Source organism: Brevibacterium sp. HMSC063G07, from assembly GCF_001810665.1.
Taxonomy (GTDB): domain Bacteria; phylum Actinomycetota; class Actinomycetes; order Actinomycetales; family Brevibacteriaceae; genus Brevibacterium.
Genome location: NZ_KV802321.1, coordinates 156,107 through 172,723, shown reverse-complemented (window position 1 = coordinate 172,723; position 16,617 = coordinate 156,107). Strand labels below are relative to the sequence as shown.

Sequence of the window (16,617 nt, the reverse complement as noted above, 5' to 3'; positions counted from 1 at the left end):
TCTGGTTTCAGGACATCGTTCACCCCTGCCGCTGAGAATCGGCCTGCGGGTGTCCCACGACATCGTTCACACCCGCATCCGGACGGCCCGACACCCTTGAGCCGGAATCTGCGCCGTAGCAACAACTGCTAACGGGAGTTTCTGTTGCTCAAGGGAGTCTCCGTGCGGCTCAAGCGTGGATGTGTCGTTAACGGTGCAGAGACGCGGAATAGTCAGCCATCCAGCAGCCGCGCTGGCAAGAGACAGCCCGCACGTTTCAGTCGGTTCTGCAGATCAGGGCACATGCTCCAGCTTGGGGTATGCAGCACCTACAGCGGGGGAACGATGACCCGACACCAGTCGCCCCACACACAAAAAATCCCGGGACATCGAGTGAACGATGTCCCGGGACTTCACAAACGTGGAGCCGAGGGGAATCGAACCCCTGACCTTCTCGATGCGAACGAGACGCTCTCCCAACTGAGCTACGGCCCCCTTTGGGCTCCACTGTACTCCTCGGGTTGTGCACTCTGTCAGGGGCACCAGGCACAGTCCCCTCCTGCTGAAGCGGCAAGATCGCAAGAACCGCCAGCGCACAAGCCGGCAGGTCAGTTCCGTTGAAATCATGGCGTGCCCTTGGTAGGTTGAATTTGTTATTCGGCGGCTTCGCCCCGCTTTCAACACCAGCGCAACTCAGCTATGCGCTTTCTGCTCAGGAGTACGTTCGACGAATGGTTCTGTGATCTTCACTCAGCAACGCTGAGACGCCGTCCGCGTTTTCCGCTCACTGGAGATCACTATGCCTTCTATCGTCCTTGATAACGTTTCCTTTTCCTACTCAAGCAAACCCCTGCTCTCGCAGATCAATCTGACTGTCAGCCCGGGTGAACGTGCCTGCCTCGTAGGCCCGAACGGTTCAGGAAAATCGACCCTGCTCGCTATTGCTCAAGGGCATCTTCTCCCCGATTCAGGACTAGTCGAGGTTCCCAAGTCCACCCCCTCCGCCTCGATTCAGTCCTGTTTTGACGATCTCGAGCAGACTGTTTCCGCAAGCATGGAAACCGCACTTTCGCCTCTGCGGAACCTCATATCCGAATTCGAGTCCGTCACCGAGCAGCTTGCCCACGACAGCTCCGACTCAGTTGCTGCCCGCTACGACCGGTTGCTGAGTGAACTCGAAAGCCGCGATGCGTGGTCGATCGACGCTCGCCTCAACAAGACACTCAGGGGTCTAGGGCTCAGCATCGCAGCCGAAAACGCTGAATCCCTGCGCCTTAGACAACTCTCCCCTGGTCAACGAGCACGGCTGCAGCTGGCCGCTCTGCTTGTGCTCCGGCCTCCCGCTCTTGTCCTCGATGAACCGACCAACCACTTAGATGACGATGCCATCGAGTTCCTCACCGAAGTGGTTATGGGCTGGAGCGGCCCAGTACTCACAGCCAGCCACGACCGGGCTTTCATCGAGTCTGTTGCCACAGTGCTCTACGACTTAGACACTGTGGTGTGGCACGAGCTCTCGCGTGCGGACGGCACCACTGAACCAGGCGGTCTGCACAAAAACTCCGGAAACTACACGGAGTATCTCCAAGCGAAAGACAAAGCCCACCGCGCACACCGCGCACTGCACTCTGCTCAACAGGAACAGAAACGCAGTATTGAGGAACACCGCCAGGGCAGTCAAAAGATCGCCCGCGGCGGTGTGCGTCTTGCAACTGCTCAAGGAAAAGAGAAGAAGTTCTTCGCCGACCGGGCTGCCGCAACAGCGGTCCGCCGCACCCGAAACGACGATCGCCGTTTAGAACACCTAGCAGAACACGAAGTGCGCAAACCTCGGCTGTACGAACTTTCGTTTCCCGCGCGTTCAGGTGACGAACCGGCAGGGTCGGCAATCGCAGCCCGCGCTGCAACAATAACCGGCAGGCTTTCGCCAACGACTTTCGATCTGTCCTACGGAGAACATCTGCTGCTCACCGGCCCGAACGGATCAGGCAAAAGCACACTGATCAGCTGGATCGCTGATGGCAAGCCGCCCGCGGACACACCGGCATCAGGATCGATCACCAGAGACGACGACGTTGCGCTGGTGCCCCAGAGGCTGCCAAAATGCGGCGACCCCGGCTTCACAGACGACATCTGGGACAGCGGAGTGGGTTCCACCGGACGAGGAATCCTCCACCCGTCCATGTGGACAACACCCATTTCCCACCTGTCCGACGGCAATCAGCGCCGGGCTCAACTCGCTGTCGCACTGGCAGACCAGCCTGCGGTCCTCCTCATTGATGAACCGACAAACTACCTTGACCTCAGCACTCTCGAAGCCCTCGAAAGGGCTCTGGCAAGCTGGACGGGCACGCTTGTCATCACTACCCACGACTGCTGGCTGATCAACCACTGGCAGGGCAAACGACTCCACCTGGAAGCATAAGCTCCCGGCCCAACTGCCAACGACAACGAATAATCACGAGGCGCCGCCGGCTTTTCATAAACGACCTGGCTCATGCATGTTGTACCGGTCGACTCATTCATTGCTCCTGCAGGGAAGGAAAAATCCCCCAAGTGCGCTTTCCAGGAGAGGCGTGGGGGATGTAGTGCTCTAAGGCTAACAGGCGCTGAGTACGGAGCTCCGGCGCAAATCACACCGCGTCCTGAGCTGGCTCGGCAAACGCGAAAGTCCAATGCACTCATATATACAGGCCACGCCTACCGGAACTTGCGGCAAGCACCGGAAGTCGGACCTTCAGGTGCCTGCTGAGGGCAACCACAGGGACCCGCTGTTACGGCCCACCCAGCGAAAGTCGTCATCGCTAACTTGCCAACCGGAAAGTTGTTTCGTACAGTTCTATATGTAAGCCCCGTGTCGACCGCTGGTTTCTACCATGTCGCCGGGGCATTGTTTCTGTCATAATGACTTCATGTCTGATAGATGGGTCGAAGCATGGCTGAGCGCACCGCGTTTTCAACGCTATCTTAAGATCAGTTCTGGGGACCGCGAACGTGCACTAGCCCTTTACGAATGGAACGTGGAAACCAGCCAGGTTCTCATGCACGATATCGCCCATTTTGAAGTAGCGCTCCGCAACGTTTACGACGCCGTTATCTCCGACAATTGGCCGCATAAAACACACTGGCTGTTGCACCCGCAATCCCCCGTTGTCATGCCCATATGGCGCAACACGGCAGGTTCCCAAGGTATCAAACGCCACACCGACGTCAATATCCAAACGCGAAACAAGGTTAAGACCGCAATTAAACGAAGCGGCTCTCATCAAGCCTCGCCTGGCAAAGTCATCGCGGAACTCTCTTTCGGCTTCTGGCGACATCTGACCACCAAAGCCATGGAAAAACCTATGTGGGTTCCCTACCTCCACGAAGCATTTCCTAGCGGGACGGACCGAGCCGATATTGACAAAGACATAAAAATTGTCAATGACCTGCGCAATCGAATTGCCCACCATGAATCCCTGCTGACTGGTGCCCTTGATCCAGCTGAAGCCCACAAATCGCTAATGCACTGCTTAGAACTGATCGCACCCCAAGTTCATGCTTACGTGGCGGCTAAGTCCAAGGTTGAGACAGCACTTAAAGCTAAGCCTTAAGGCTCCTGACCCGGTGCCATAGTCGGCTGATTTCAGAGCGGTGCCGCTCACCTGCCACTGTGACTACAGGTACTCCGACAGCTCACGGGCGATGAAATCCGCAGCTGACGATGATCCTAAGACAGAAGCGCCTTGATGCCCTCAACCAAGATCTCTTGCGGACTGATGTGATGCGCCGTGTGGAGACGCGCGTAGGTGGGAGCTTGCTCAGGGTCGATGACGACACGCTTTTCATCAGGCGCCATCGGAGCAGTCAGGGCTGAGCCGATCACCAGGTTGGACAATCGGTAGGCAGTCCCGAGCGGGTCCGGGGTTCCCGCCTGCTCGAGCAGAACGCACATCCGTTCGGAGAGAGTCAGATATGCGGGACCTCTTGGCGCGCGCATGCCGATGACCTGCCCGGCCCAGCGATGGGTCGTGAGGTGCACGAAAAAAGCCTGCATGAGGTCAGGCAGGTCAGCGCTGCGGATCGCCTCGGACATCAAGGGATCATCGGCCAGCGCTGCGTCGAGGGCGAGGTCAAACAGATCGTCGACTGATTCCACGCGGGAGTACAGGCTGGCAGGAGCGACACCCACCTGTTGCGCCACAGACCGCAGCGTGAGGGCCCTCAACCCACCTTCGTCCAGCAGCCTCACCGATGCCCTCGCAACCTCCACGATGTCAACCGCACGGAGGCGTTGCACAGGCTTGCGATGTTCCCAGTAACTCACTCGACCAGCCTAACCAAACAATATTCTATTAGCTATCCGTACTATGTTAGTTTTAGTGCATGCTTGATGTCACCGCCCTTCCGATTGTCTTGGGGAACACTTGTTTACGCACCTTGTCCGAACAGGACGCAGACGCATTTGCGGCAGGTACCAAGGATGAAGCTGTGCGGCGCTTCGGCCACCTGCCCGAGCCCGACTACACGCCCGAGTCCGTGCGACGCATGATCCGCGAAGAGGTCGCGGCAGGCCTGTCGTCAGGTAAGTTGGCCGTCCTTGCGCTCGCGGATGCCGAGACGAACCGGTTTGTAGGCTCCATGGTGCTCTTCGACGTCAGCTCCGAGACTGCCGAGGTCGGGTTCTGGATTCATTTCGATGCTCGCGGAAAAGGGCACGCCCGTCGCGGATTGGAGCTGGCTTCGCGTTTCGCACGCAACAGCGGAATTCAGACTCTGACTGCGCGCACGCTGCCGGAAAACAAGGCCTCTCAGCTGTGCTTGACCAATGCCGGGTTCGGTGAGGTCGAGCGATCAGTAGGGACGACGCCCGCCGGCCAGCTCGAGGAGTTGTTCCACTACCGACGCATTCTCACACCTACCGCTCAGTGGCCGTTGGTGACGGAACGACTCCGGCTCCGTCTGCATAATGCTGACGATGCCGTTTGGCTTCACAAGCTGTACTCTCAACCCGGCGTTGCCCGCTACCTGTTAGACGAGCCATGGACCAAGGACGTCACGCGCGACAAGCTCGCCGAACGACTAGAGAAGACCGGCCTCGATCACGAGACTGGTGCGCTGGCTCTCGTCATCGAGTTTGACGGGGTTCCGATTGGGGATGTGGCTCTCTGGCTCACCGATCACGAGCACCGTCAAGGCGAGATCGGGTGGGTTCTCGACCCTGCACACGGTGGGCAAGGTTTTGCCAGCGAAGCCGTCCGGGCAGTACTCAGCCTCGGATTCGACCGTTACAAACTCCACCGCATCACCGCACAGATGGATGCCCGCAACAGTGCCTCCGCAGCACTGGCTCACCGCGTTGGACTACGACTCGAAGCACATCACGTCCAGGACTGGTTCAGCAAAGGCGAATGGACCGACACCCTCGTCTACGCGCAACTTGCATCCGAGAACGCGCGCCAATGATCGTCGGGGATCTGACTTTCATGCTCTTTCTGCTGAAGGCAGTTACAGGGGTTGGCGGCTCAGTCCGGGTTGATACAGCACTTAGGGCTGACGCCTAATACGCCAAGCCTGGTTCCAAAATTGTCAGGGGCCGAGGTGCCGCTCCCCTGCCGCCGCAACTACAGGTACTCCGACAGCTCGCGAACAATGAAATCTGCCATCAGCCGACCGCGCAAAGTCAACGCGAGCCATTCCTCGTCAGGCTCGACTAGCCCCTGCTTCGCAAACTGATCCAACAGAAGCTCAGTAGCCGCAGGCAGTTCGGACAACCTCATGCCCCGCCGGATCCTGGCCCGCAACATGAGGTCTTCCAACCTGCGAGTATCCGCATCGAGAACTTCCCGGCCAATGGCCGGTGACTGCCCCTGGTCCAGCCGGTCAGCCCATGCTCGCGGGTGCTTCGCGTTCCAAAACCGCACTCCCCCAATGTGCGAGTGTGCCCCAGCACCGAAGCCCCACCAGTCCTGGCCAGTCCAGTAGGCGTTGTTGTGGCGGCATTCGCGGTCGGCACTGCGTGCCCAGTTGCTCACCTCGTACCAGTGCAGACCGGCGGCAGAAAAAGCAGCGTCAGCCGCTGCGTACTTATCTGCAAGATCGTCCTCATCAGGCATAGGCAGCTCACCGCGGCGAACCTGCGCACCCATCTTCGTACCTGGTTCGACAATGAGCGAATACGCCGAGATATGGTCTGGCTCCATCTCAACAGCTGCCTCAACAGACCGCTGCCAGTCCTCAGCTGACTCCCCCGGAGTGCCGTAGATGAGGTCAACTGACACCTGCATACCGGCGTCCTTAACCCACTGAACAGCTTTCGGAACCTGCTCCGGATTATGCGTGCGATCCAATGTTGCCAACACGTGCGGCACAGCCGACTGCATGCCCATGGACACGCGCGTAAAACCAGCCTCAGCCAGCTTGGCCACATACGCAGGGCTCAGAGTGTCTGGGTTCGCCTCAGTCGTCACCTCGGCACCATCCGCCAAGCCAAAAGCATCCCGCACACACTCAAGCGCGTAGGCCAGATCAGCGGCCGGCAGAAGAGTCGGCGTTCCCCCGCCGAAGAACACGGTACTCACCGGCCTGGCAGGAAAGTCAGCCAGAACGCGGGAGGCGAGCTCCACCTCGTGAGCTAGATTCCCAGCCCAATCGGAACGATTGGCACCCGGACCGAGCTCATCGGCCGTATAGGTGTTGAAATCGCAGTAGCCGCAGCGCACCCGGCAATAGGGCACGTGAATATAGGCACTGAGCATACGCGCCTCGGCCCCGGCCTGCGCGGAGGCTGGCAGAGAACCGTCGAGCGGAGCAACATCGCCGTCAGGCTGTGCCGGCACCGATCAGCTCTTCCGTCAGTTCTTCCCGCCGCCGGCAGCATCCGACGACAGTGCGGCAATGAACGCTTCCTGCGGAACTTCAACAGTTCCGACCATCTTCATGCGCTTCTTGCCTTCCTTCTGCTTCTCGAGCAGCTTGCGCTTACGGCTGATGTCACCGCCGTAGCACTTGGAAAGAACGTCCTTGCGGATAGCGCGGATGGTTTCGCGTGCAATGATGCGCGAACCGATAGCCGCCTGCACGGGAACTTCGAACTGTTGCCTGGGAATGAGGTCCTTGAGCTTTCCGGCCATCTTCACGCCGTAATGGTAGGCGTCGTCACGGTGGACAATCGCAGAGAACGCGTCCACGTGATCGCCGTGCAGCAGAATGTCGACCTTGACGAGGTTGGCCGCCTGATCACCGTCATCCTGGTAGTCAAGAGATGCGTAGCCGCGGGTGCGGGACTTCAGCTGGTCGAAGAAGTCGAACACGATCTCAGCCAGCGGCATGCGGTAGCGCAGCTCCACACGGTCTTCCGACAGGTAGTCCATGCCGTTCATCTGACCGCGCTTGCTCTGACACAGCTCCATGACGGGCCCAACAAAATCCGACGGGGTGAGGATCGTTGCCGCAACCATAGGTTCGCGGACTTCCTTGATCTTGCCTTCCGGATATTCGCTGGGGTTGGTCACCGTGCACTCGGCACCGTCTTCCATCGTCACCTGGTACACAACAGACGGTGCGGTCGAAATGAGCGAAAGATCGTATTCGCGTTCCAGACGGTCGCGCACAATCTCCAAGTGCAGCAGGCCCAAGTAGCCGCAGCGGAAGCCGAAGCCCAGGGCCGCCGAGGTCTCAGGTTCGAAGGTCAGCGCAGCGTCGTTGAGCTGCAGCTTCTCCAGCGCATCGCGCAGCACCGGGTAATCCGAACCGTCAATCGGAAACAGCCCGGAGAACACCATCGGCTTGGGTTCCTGATAGCCCTCGAGCGCCTCTTCAGCAGGATCAGCGGCAGTCGTGATCGTGTCACCGACCTTCGACTGGCGCACGTCTTTGACACCCGTAATGAGGTAGCCGACCTCACCAACACCCAAACCCTTCGACGGTTTGGGCTCAGGCGAGGACACGCCGATTTCCAGGGTTTCGTGCGTCGAACCGGTCGAGAACATCTGAATCTTTTCGCGCGGAGCCAACTTGCCGTCGACCACGCGAACGTACGTGACAACACCGCGATAGGTGTCGTACACGGAGTCGAAGATCATGGCACGCGCCGGGGCGTCCTTATTGCCCTCCGGAGCGGGAATGTCGCTGACAATCCGGTCGAGAACATCCTCCACACCTTCACCGGTCTTGCCGGACACCCGCAGGCAGTCTTCGGGCTCCACACCGATGAGGTTGGCAAGCTCCTCAGCGTATTTGTCCGGATTCGCCGCCGGCAGATCGATCTTGTTGAGCACGGGAACAATCGTCAGGTCGTGCTCCATGGCCATGTACAGGTTCGCCAGCGTCTGGGCTTCAATGCCCTGCGCGGAATCCACCAGCAGCAGCGCACCTTCACATGCCGCCAGCGAACGCGAAACCTCGTAGGAAAAGTCCACGTGCCCGGGAGTGTCGATCATGTTAAGCGCAAACGGTTCGCCCTCGTCAGTCATCCACGGCATACGCACCGCCTGCGACTTAATCGTGATGCCGCGCTCGCGCTCAATGTCCATCCGGTCGAGGTACTGGGCGCGCATTTCACGCGGCTGCACCACCCCGGTCATCTGCAGCATACGGTCGGCAAGAGTCGACTTACCGTGGTCAATGTGGGCGATGATGCAGAAGTTGCGGATATTCGCAGGGTCGGTGGACGCCACCTGAATCCGCTGGGCAGCAGTATCGCTCACCTGAGGCATGAACGCTCCTTTGTGGGTCTCAAACAGCTACTCATTGTCTCATACACCCAGTCAGCGCTTATCGTTGACACATGGCGAACTCCAACTTCTCACAGCGCCTCATTCGCAAAGGACTTCGAGCCGGAATCACGGCGCTCAGCCGCAGCATCGACCAGGAACAGGCGGGTCGGCTGGCAGCCGACCTCCTGCTGGGAGGCCGGCCCTCCGCATCGTCAGACTCACGAGGTGGAGCTGCTGGCAACCCTGCCAACTCACCAGGGCAAACCCAGAAGAACAAGGCACGCCCTAAGAAGGGCAGCGGAGGCCCGAAGAAGCGGGACGAATTCTCAATTGCCCGGAGGGCCGAGAACCAGCCGATCAAACAGGGATTCCCCAAAAGGCCATCAGGCGGCTACCCGGGTGATTTCACCGGCACCGTTCGGCCTGTCTACTCCCCTGACCTCGACGGCAGTCCCGACCCGGGTGAAGTCGTGTGGGCCTGGGTGCCCTACGAAGAGGACTTCACACAGGGCAAAGACCGTCCGGTCCTGCTCGTGGGCCACGACCGTTCGTGGCTGTTGGGGCTCATGCTCACCTCCAAGGACAAGGTGCCCGGCAATGTCGGGGAAATCCGGCGCAACGAGGGAACACCGTGGATCAACATCGGATCCGGCGACTGGGACGCAAAGAACCGCCCCTCGGAAATCCGCTTAGACCGCGTCATCCGAATCGCACCCAACGCAGTGCGCCGCGAGGGAGCCATCATGCCCATGAGTCTGTACTCGAAGATCGTGGAGAACATCGAAACCGGAGGGAAAAGCTGACAGCAGCCTCTGTACGGCGGACAGGTTCGCAGCGTGTGGCGAATTCAACCGCGCTGACATCCGCTGAAAATTAGCGTTCGCCCCGGTGAGCCGCTAAGCTTTTGGCCGTATGTCCGCCAAGGTGTGTGTCTCACCATGGTCGGGCGGATGTACTCCTGATATTCAGGCGCCTGACGCTTTCCCCGCTGAGAGCGCATCGAGTATGAGGAAGCCCTCACGACCTATTGATTTCGACAGAAGAGTGTTGAAGTGGCAAATATCAAGTCTCAGATCAAGCGGAACAAGACCAACGAAAAGGCTCGCCTGCGCAACCGCGCTGTGCGCAGCGAAGTTCGCGGTCACATCCGCCACGTCCGCGCAGCCATCGAAGCTGGCAACGCTGACGAAGCACAGGCAGCCCTGCAGGTTGCTTCGCGCAAGATCGACAAGGCAGTGAGCAAGGGTGTGCTGCACAAGAAGAACGCAGCCAACCGCAAGTCGCGCCTGGCTAAGGCAGTGAACGCGCTCAAGGCCTGATAGAGCCGAAGGGAAGGGGGACGAACCACGTGTTTCGTCCCCTTTCTTCATGCGGTTCTACGTGACTTGCTGCCGGTCAACGCCGGCGGGCTGACTGGGCGACTTCCCGCACGAGGGTTTCAACCGCAAATTCGGGGTCCCGTCCGCCGCCTTTCACAGCCGCATCGGCCGCTGCGACATTGAGCAGCGCACGCCCCAGTTCGGCTTCGTTCCACTGGCGAACCTGCCTGCGTGCTCGGTCCACTTGCCACGGAGCCATTTTGAGTTCGGCTGCCAACTGGCCAGAAGAGCCGCTGAGCCCCTGCACCTTCGCCAGCTGGCGAAGCTTCATCGCAACTGCCGCGACAATCGGCACAGGGTCCGTGCCCGTTGACAATGCGTGGCGGGTCAGCGCGAGCGCCTGTCCGGTGTTGCCGGAGCAGGCTGCGTCAGCGACTTTGAACCCTGTCGCCTCGACCCGCCCGCCGTAATAGCGGTCGACAATCTGATGGGTGATTTCGCCTTCCGTATCAGCCAGCAGCTGGCGGATACCCTGGTCGAGCTCCGAAACGTCCGATCCGAGCGCATCCATGAGAGCAGCGAGCGCATCCGGTCGGATAGAGCGTCCGGCGCGTTTGAATTCGCCTTCGGCAAAGGCGTTCTTGTCGGCTTCTGATTTCAACGCCGAGGCGTCAATGCGGGGAAACTCGGCCTTTTCGAGCGCCTTGATCAGGCGCGCTCCCCTGTTGCCTCCTGAGTGTTTGAGGATGACGACCATGTCGTCAGAGGGTTCGTCCGCGTAGGCGAGCGCGTCAGTCAGAAAAGCGTCGTTCATCGTGGCGCAGTTCTCGACGACCACTATGCCGCGCGTGGTGAACAGTGACGGTGCGGCTGCCTGTGCGAGTTCACCCGGCTGATACGAACTGGCATCTAGGTGTGTGATGTCATCGCCGTAGGTCTTCTTCGCCTTGCCCAGCACGGTGTCTTGGGCTTTTCTGGCAAGCACCGCTTCCGGCCCGGAAATCAGCACAATGGGGGCCGGTTTGGCGCGGTGCCACGGGATGAGTGTTTTCTTCGCTGCCACGTGATCAGCCTAGCCGCTTACAGACCCAGTGCACCCGCCGAGCCCTCTGAGCTGAGCGTCGCGGTCCAGTACAACGGTGCCGCATTCGTCTGTGCGCAGAACCGGCACGGAGCCAAAGGCATCGAGCGCCTGCCGTGTTGGGTGGCCGTAGCGGTTGTTCGCACCAACCGACACGATTCCCGCCGAAGCGCCAACCTGGGCGAAGAAGCTCGGATCAATGAAGCGAGAGCCGTGGTGGGGTGCGGTGAGAATGTCTGCCTGGACGCTTTCTGCGGCCATGGCTCTCTGTCCGTCCTCTTCGACATCCCCCGTCACAAGTACAGAGACTCCAGCCGTTTCGATCTGGATGACCGCTGAGATCTGATTTCGCCCGTCAGTCTGCTCTGCCATGTCCGGCGGCGGCCACAGCACTTCCCACCGCACATCGCCCGATGAGAACGCCATGCCTTCGGTGAGTCCGCGCACCTCGTGCCCCGTCAGAGCCTGCACTTCGCGTGCTCTGGGATCGGCGAGACTCGGTGCCGATGCCCATACGGCTGCCACCGTCCTCCCACCGGTTGTGGCCGCCCGCAGCCCCGCATAGTGGTCGGCATCGAAGTGGCTGATGATAACGCTCGTCTGCCGCACCCCCAGAGCAGACAGACAGTCGGCGAGCTTCGCCTCGTCAGGCCCAGCATCAACGAGCAGAGCGTGCTCAGCACTGAGCCGAACCGCGGTCGCACTGCCCTGCCCCACATCGCAGAAGGCGACGGTCCAATCGCCTGCGGGCCGGTGGATCAGCGGCAGCCCCATTCCCAGCACAAGCGCACCGACTGCGACAGCCGCAGCGAGCCTGCGGAAAGTAACTTTGCGAAAGCCGATGACAGCAACACCGACTGACACACCCAGCACCACAGCCAGAACAATGCCCAGTGTTCCCGCAGCCCACGGCAGCACAGCTCCGGGCAGGCCAGCCGCCGTGTGCGAGACCAGTGCAATCCACTGGGCCGGCCACTGCAGCAGCCAACCCACACCATCGGCGAAATAGCCGAATACGGCCCAGCCGGTCAGGAGGTGCAGTCCACCTGACACCAGCACTGCGAGACCGCCGATGACAATGGGCCCCAATGCGGGAACAGCCACGACATTGGCCGGTATTGACCACAGGCTCGGCTGGCTGTCGATAGTCAGCAGCACCGGGAACACGCCCAGCTGAGCGCAGACTGGAACAGCCAGGAGGTTCGCCGCAAACGGAGGCATCCACCTGCACAGTGCGGTTGTCATCGGCTGGCTGAGCACAATCAGCGCCCCGGCAGCACACACCGACAGAGTGAAGCCGATGGAGCTGGACAGCTCCGGCCGGGTGATGAGCACACCGATGACCGCTGCCGCTATGAGGGCCAAACTGCGTTTGCCAGTTCCGCGCACCACGGCATAGGCCCCTACCAGGCCCATACCGGCGGCACGGATGACAGAAGGGGCCGGACCCACAATGAACACAAACCCGGCTACGAGCACCACAGCCACCGCAGTTGCGCTCAGCGGGCGATGGCTGATCCAGCGCGCCAACCACAATGCGGTCATCGCGACAATCGCCAAATGCGTGCCCGACACGGCTGAGACATGGGTCAGGGATGCGATCTTCATGTCCTCCAGCAGCGCGTCGTCCGCTGTGGTGCGATCGCCGAGAACCAGACCCGGCACGAGGCCCGCACCCGCACTCCCACCTACTACTGCCGCATGAAACTCCTGTCGTACGTCCCTTCGCACGCGCCACATTCCGACGGGTCCGCGCACATCGCGCATCGAGTTGACAAAACCTGTCGCCTGCGAAGCTTCGCGCGTCAATGACAAGTCCGCGTGCGCAGTACTGCCGGCTTCGGGAAGCTCCTCGCGGGAAAGCAGGGTGACGGGGCCGTCGTCCGTCGACGCCGCCGCCCGCCACCAACCCGAGGCACTCTGCACCGGATCGCTGACGATCTTCACCCGCCCGGACACAGTGCCTTCGTCCGGGGTGCCGAGCACGCGCGCCGCGCTGACCCCTACAGCGGCCAGTCCCACGACAACGCAGGTCACGGCAAGCAAAGCGATTGCCTGCGCGCGGCCGGCTTCGCGCCTTTGACGGCTGATCCGCCGCTGTGCCCTGCTCGAACCGCCTGGGGTCGATTCCGTCCATGCCCACAGACCGATGGACAGGACTGTGAAAACACCGGCGGCCGCCATCATCGCCCAGTCGGGTCCGGGAAGCGCAGCACAGAGCCACACTGCGGCGGCCGCTGCCACCAGCCGAAAGGTGACGGGATACTTCAGGCCATATCGAAAGAAGTGCTCAGACGGTGGCGTTCGGTTTGATCTTCGCAAGGGTCGCCTCCCCTATGCCTGACACTTCTGTCAGCGCATCCACCGAGGCGAAGGGCCCATTCTCCTCCCGGTGCGCAACAATCGCAGCCGCCGTGACAGGACCGATGCCCGGAAGGTTCTCAAGTTCTGCTGCCGAGGCGGAATTGATGTTGATCTTCTGCCCTGCACCTGTCGCTGTGCTGCCAGAAGCCGCCCCGGTGCCACCACCAGTCGCCCCGCTCGGTGCTTGCGGACCGTTGGGGCCGGAGTCGTCTGCGATCTCCGGTACAACTATCTGTTCGCCGTCTTTGACGACCCTAGCGAGGTTGACCTGGGTGAGGTCTGCATTCTTCTTCGTCCCGCCGACGGCATCGAGCGCATCAACAACCCGGGCTTGTCCGCTGAGCGTAACCACACCTGGTTTCTTGACGGCCCCGGCAACGTGCACCTGCACGGTTGCCTGTTCTGTCGGCTCCGCCGTGATTTCCGCCGCCTGCGGTTGGCTGCTGCCCCGTGTCCTGAGATAGCCGAAAACGCACAGAGCGATGAGAACGATGATCATAAGCGCCACAATAACCGTACGCCGCGGCAGCGGGCGGCTTTTCGGCAGCAGGTCGGCAATGTCGTCGACGTCGTCTTCGGGTTGCCATCCCTGCGCGGAGCTCTCACGCAGAGAGCCCAGCCTGTCTTCTGGTGAGCGTTTCATGCACCGTATTCAACCCCACCGAACCGCACCCCGCTGGGTGCCTGTGGACAGCGTGGAATCATCCACAGAGGGTAGCGCCTAAGTGCTCCCCGAGGTTTCAGGCACGCCCTAGGGCACCAGCCGGACTTCAATGCCGGCGGACCCGGGGCCCACATGGGCTGTCACAACAGTCGACAGAACCGCGGTGTCCACGTGCTCCCACTGCGCGCGTGCGGCCTGAAGAATGGCGCGGAAGAGCGCGCTGCCCTCATCGGCCGTGCCTTCGGGGTGCAGAACGGTCGCCTGCACCCGCAGGTTCTCCGCCCCTTCACGCGTCCGCATTTCGGCCACGGCGGCGGTTGCTTCGTCGACTGCGCGGCGGGCGGCCTTTGCGGTGGTGCGGACTCGCGCGGCCGGTTCTACGCGACCTTCGTGCACCTGCAAGACGGGCACGATCTTCAGTGCGCGTCCGAACAGAGCCGCTGCGCCGCCGATTCTTCCTCCCCTGTGCAGGTACTCCAGTGTTTCGGGGACAAAGCAGGTTGCGCTGAACTGTGCGGCGGCTTTCTCGCAGGCATCGCCGCAAGCAGTCAATCCCAAGTGTGCATTCGCGGCCGCCCAGTGGGCGATGCCGACGGAGCCTGCGCTGGCTGTCTGGGAGTCGATCACACGGATGCCGACAGTACCCTCAGACCCACCGCCGTCAGCCTCAAGCCCGCGTTCCTGCGCAACCTGCGCCGCAGCGGCTGTGGCGGCCCTGTACGTGCCGGACATCTCCGCTGACAGCGTGATGATGATGACCTCGTCGGCTCCGCCGTCCAGCTGTTCGCGAATTGCTGCGGCGAAGTCCTCGACCGCGGGCATTGAGGTCCGGACGGTGCTTCCGCCGCGCATACGCGAGCACAGCTCAGATGGATCCAGCTGTGAATCCTGGAACTCGGCTTCATCGACCGTGACCGTAAGATCGACCGAGTGCACCCGACCGGCGAAAGCGCGGTCGAGCTCTTCACGGTCAGCATCGCTCAACCGCACGGTTGAATCGAGAATCAGTCCGATCACAGCACAGTCCCGCACTCGCGGCTTGCTGCAGAGCTCATTGCCGCAGAGTTCATTCCTGCCTGCCCAGGCCGCGGACCGTCCAGCCGGCTTCGCGGTATGCCCTGCGGTCGACGACATTGCGGCCGTCGACGATGATCTTCTGCGCAACGAGTTCGCCCGCCGCCACAGGGTCGAGATTCTTGTACTGCGGCCATTCCGTCAGCAGGACAACACCGTCAGCCCCGGTGAGGGCTTCTGTCAGGTCTGGGGCGTAAGTCAGTTCAGGATCACGGCGGCGGGCGTTCTCAATGGCTTCCGGATCGGTGATGACGACCTGAGCACCGGCCTGTTCCAGGCGCTCAGCGACATCGAGCGCGGGAGAGTCCCGAACATCGTCGGTGTTGGGTTTGAACGCGATGCCCAGCACCGCTATCCGCTTGCCGGAGAGGTCTCCGCCGAGTGCTTCGCGTGTCAGGTCGACCATGCGGGCGCGCCTGCGCAGGTTGATGCTGTCGACCTCCCGCAGGAAGCTCACGGCCTGTTCGACTCCGAGCTCGTCGGCACGGGCGATGAAGGCGCGGATGTCCTTCGGCAGGCAGCCTCCGCCGAAGCCCAACCCCGCGTTGAGGAAGCGCCGTCCAATGCGCTTGTCCATGCCGATGGCGTCCGCCAACACAGCAACGTCACCGCCGGCGGTTTCACACAGCTCCGCCATCGCGTTGATGAAAGAAATCTTGGTCGCCAGGAAGGAGTTCGCAGCTGTTTTGACCAACTCGGCTGTCTGGTAGTCCATGACGATCCGCGGGGTCACTGCCCCCGCCTCACCGGCAACACCCACCTCGCCAGCGGCACCGGCCTCACCACCGCGCAGGTTGTGCGCGTACACCTGATCGAGAATTGCCACGGCGGGGTCGTCTTCGCTGCCGCTTTCTACTCCGTAGATGATCCTGTCGGGCCGCAGAGTGTCTTCCACCGCGTGGCCTTCGCGCAGAAATTCGGGGTTCCAGGCCAGCTTCGCCCCGGTCGGTGCGACCTTCTTGGCCAGTTCAGCTGCCGAACCGACCGGCACGGTCGACTTACCCACCACCAGGTCACCCGGTTTGAGGTGGGGCATGAGGTCGTTGATCGCGGAGTTCACATAGGTCATATCAGCGGCATTGCTGTCTTGTGACTGAGGCGTGCCCACGCAGATGAAGTGGACGCTGGCTTCGGCCGCACGTGAAATGTCCGATGTGAACAACAGGCGCTGCGAAGTTCCGTCCGCGCCTTCGTTTCCAGCTGACTGTTCGGCTTGTCCGGCCTCGAGAAGCTCAGCAAGGCCGGGTTCGAAGAACGGCGGCTGGTAGTTTTCCAGCTTCTGCAGCTTCTGTGTGTCCGTGTCGACGCCGATGACGGTGTGTCCGACAGAAGCCATAGCGGCAGCGTGCACCGCGCCGAGATAACCACAGCCGATGACCGAAATGTGAGTCAATTGACCCTCTCCTCGCAGGTGTTCAGTTCTGCTTCCCATAGTCC

The 16,617-nt window shown here is 61.2% G+C and carries 13 protein-coding genes and 1 tRNA gene; 5 read left to right on the top strand and 9 right to left on the bottom strand.

Going from position 1 to position 16,617, the window contains the following annotated elements; all coding sequences use genetic code 11:
• Positions 1-401: 401 nt before the first annotated feature.
• Positions 402-474, bottom strand: a tRNA-Ala gene (locus HMPREF2757_RS00775).
• A 304-nt stretch (positions 475-778) separates the two neighbouring features.
• On the opposite strand from HMPREF2757_RS00775, the gene HMPREF2757_RS00770 reads away from it, so the two are divergent.
• Positions 779-2,404 carry an ABC-F family ATP-binding cassette domain-containing protein gene (locus HMPREF2757_RS00770; protein ID WP_070572459.1) on the top strand — a complete coding sequence of 542 codons (1,626 nt, stop codon included), beginning with the start codon at positions 779-781 and terminating at the stop codon, positions 2,402-2,404.
• A 487-nt stretch (positions 2,405-2,891) separates the two neighbouring features.
• Positions 2,892-3,575, top strand: a complete 684-nt coding sequence (locus HMPREF2757_RS00765; RefSeq protein ID WP_070572457.1) for an Abi family protein — start codon at positions 2,892-2,894, stop codon at positions 3,573-3,575.
• Positions 3,576-3,691: 116 nt separating this feature from the next.
• On the opposite strand, the gene HMPREF2757_RS00760 is transcribed toward HMPREF2757_RS00765, so the two are convergent.
• On the bottom strand, positions 3,692-4,288 hold the full coding sequence (locus HMPREF2757_RS00760) for a TetR family transcriptional regulator (protein WP_256278241.1): 597 nt from the start codon (positions 4,286-4,288) through the stop codon (positions 3,692-3,694).
• A 113-nt stretch (positions 4,289-4,401) separates the two neighbouring features.
• Here HMPREF2757_RS00760 and HMPREF2757_RS00755 point away from each other — a divergent pair, with 113 nt between their 5' ends.
• Complete coding sequence (locus tag HMPREF2757_RS00755) at positions 4,402-5,427, top strand: GNAT family N-acetyltransferase (RefSeq protein WP_256278240.1); 1,026 nt, start codon at positions 4,402-4,404, stop codon at positions 5,425-5,427.
• A gap of 158 nt (positions 5,428-5,585) precedes the next feature.
• On the opposite strand, the gene hemW is transcribed toward HMPREF2757_RS00755, so the two are convergent.
• Positions 5,586-6,800, bottom strand: coding sequence for a radical SAM family heme chaperone HemW (gene hemW, locus HMPREF2757_RS00750; protein WP_070572453.1), 1,215 nt, complete (start codon positions 6,798-6,800; stop codon positions 5,586-5,588).
• Positions 6,801-6,815: 15 nt separating this feature from the next.
• The gene (gene lepA, locus HMPREF2757_RS00745; protein WP_070572451.1) at positions 6,816-8,678 is read right to left on the bottom strand and encodes a translation elongation factor 4; all 1,863 of its coding nucleotides are present in this window, start codon (positions 8,676-8,678) and stop codon (positions 6,816-6,818) included.
• 71 nt (positions 8,679-8,749) lie between these two features.
• On the opposite strand from lepA, the gene HMPREF2757_RS00740 reads away from it, so the two are divergent.
• Both HMPREF2757_RS00740 and rpsT read left to right on the top strand, forming a co-directional pair.
• Entirely contained in the window at positions 8,750-9,481 is a 732-nt protein-coding gene (locus HMPREF2757_RS00740; protein WP_070572449.1) for a type II toxin-antitoxin system PemK/MazF family toxin, read from the top strand.
• 249 nt (positions 9,482-9,730) lie between these two features.
• Positions 9,731-9,997, top strand: coding sequence for a 30S ribosomal protein S20 (gene rpsT, locus HMPREF2757_RS00735; RefSeq protein WP_070572447.1), 267 nt, complete (start codon positions 9,731-9,733; stop codon positions 9,995-9,997).
• Between the two features lie 76 nt (positions 9,998-10,073).
• On the opposite strand, the gene holA is transcribed toward rpsT, so the two are convergent.
• From holA to HMPREF2757_RS00710, 5 genes are all read right to left on the bottom strand, one after another.
• Entirely contained in the window at positions 10,074-11,060 is a 987-nt protein-coding gene (gene holA / locus HMPREF2757_RS00730) for a DNA polymerase III subunit delta (protein WP_070572446.1), read from the bottom strand.
• A 9-nt stretch (positions 11,061-11,069) separates the two neighbouring features.
• Complete coding sequence (locus HMPREF2757_RS00725) at positions 11,070-13,322, bottom strand: ComEC/Rec2 family competence protein (RefSeq protein WP_070572444.1); 2,253 nt, start codon at positions 13,320-13,322, stop codon at positions 11,070-11,072.
• Positions 13,323-13,368: 46 nt separating this feature from the next.
• A complete protein-coding gene (locus tag HMPREF2757_RS00720) occupies positions 13,369-14,085 on the bottom strand; it encodes a helix-hairpin-helix domain-containing protein (RefSeq protein ID WP_070572442.1) in 717 nt (238 codons plus the stop codon).
• 108 nt (positions 14,086-14,193) lie between these two features.
• Positions 14,194-15,123, bottom strand: coding sequence for a DegV family protein (locus HMPREF2757_RS00715; RefSeq protein WP_176745860.1), 930 nt, complete (start codon positions 15,121-15,123; stop codon positions 14,194-14,196).
• 49 nt (positions 15,124-15,172) lie between these two features.
• On the bottom strand, positions 15,173-16,573 hold the full coding sequence (locus HMPREF2757_RS00710; protein WP_083304026.1) for a UDP-glucose dehydrogenase family protein: 1,401 nt from the start codon (positions 16,571-16,573) through the stop codon (positions 15,173-15,175).
• Between the last annotated feature and the right edge of the window lie 44 nt (positions 16,574-16,617).